The organism is Nocardioides dubius, from assembly GCF_039528155.1.
Classification (GTDB): domain Bacteria; phylum Actinomycetota; class Actinomycetes; order Propionibacteriales; family Nocardioidaceae; genus Nocardioides; species Nocardioides dubius.
This window is the reverse complement of record NZ_BAAALG010000020.1, coordinates 1-823: the sequence shown is the minus strand read 5'-3', so window position 1 is coordinate 823 and position 823 is coordinate 1. Positions and strand designations below refer to the sequence as shown.

Below are 823 nucleotides of genomic sequence, written 5' to 3'. Positions count from 1 at the left end.
GGCACTGTTGCAAAGTTAGCGATGAGGCAGCCTTTTGTCTTATTCAAAGGCCTTACATTTCAAAAACTCTGCTTACCAGGCGCATTTCGCCCAGGGGATCACCATAATAAAATGCTGAGGCCTGGCCTTTGCGTAGTGCACGCATCACCTCAATACCTTTGATGGTGGCGTAAGCCGTCTTCATGGATTTAAATCCCAGCGTGGCGCCGATTATCCGTTTCAGTTTGCCATGATCGCATTCAATCACGTTGTTCCGGTACTTAATCTGTCGGTGTTCAACGTCAGACGGGCACCGGCCTTCGCGTTTGAGCAGAGCAAGCGCGCGACCATAGGCGGGCGCTTTATCCGTGTTGATGAATCGCGGGATCTGCCACTTCTTCACGTTGTTGAGGATTTTACCCAGAAACCGGTATGCAGCTTTGCTGTTACGACGGGAGGAGAGATAAAAATCGACAGTGCGGCCCCGGCTGTCGACGGCCCGGTACAGATACGCCCAGCGGCCATTGACCTTCACGTAGGTTTCATCCATGTGCCACGGGCAAAGATCGGAAGGGTTACGCCAGTACCAGCGCAGCCGTTTTTCCATTTCAGGCGCATAACGCTGAACCCAGCGGTAAATCGTGGAGTGATCGACATTCACTCCGCGTTCAGCCAGCATCTCCTGCAGCTCACGGTAACTGATGCCGTATTTGCAGTACCAGCGTACGGCCCACAGAATGATGTCACGCTGAAAATGCCGGCCTTTGAATGGGTTCATGTGCAGCTCCATCAGCAAAAGGGGATGATAAGTTTATCACCACCGACTATTTGCAACAGTGCCGTT

Annotated in this window: 1 protein-coding gene; it reads right to left on the bottom strand. The window is 52.4% G+C overall.

From position 1 onward, the window contains the following. Positions 1–52: 52 nt before the first annotated feature. A complete protein-coding gene (locus ABD151_RS21720; RefSeq protein ID WP_001067855.1) occupies positions 53–757 on the bottom strand; it encodes an IS6-like element IS26 family transposase in 705 nt (234 codons plus the stop codon). Positions 758–823 lie beyond the last annotated feature (66 nt).

Excerpts from the sequence above, each read along its gene's own strand:
- ABD151_RS21720 (WP_001067855.1), bottom strand. The coding sequence starts at position 757 with ATGAACCCATTCAAAGGCCGGCATTTTCAGCGTGACATCATTCTGTGG.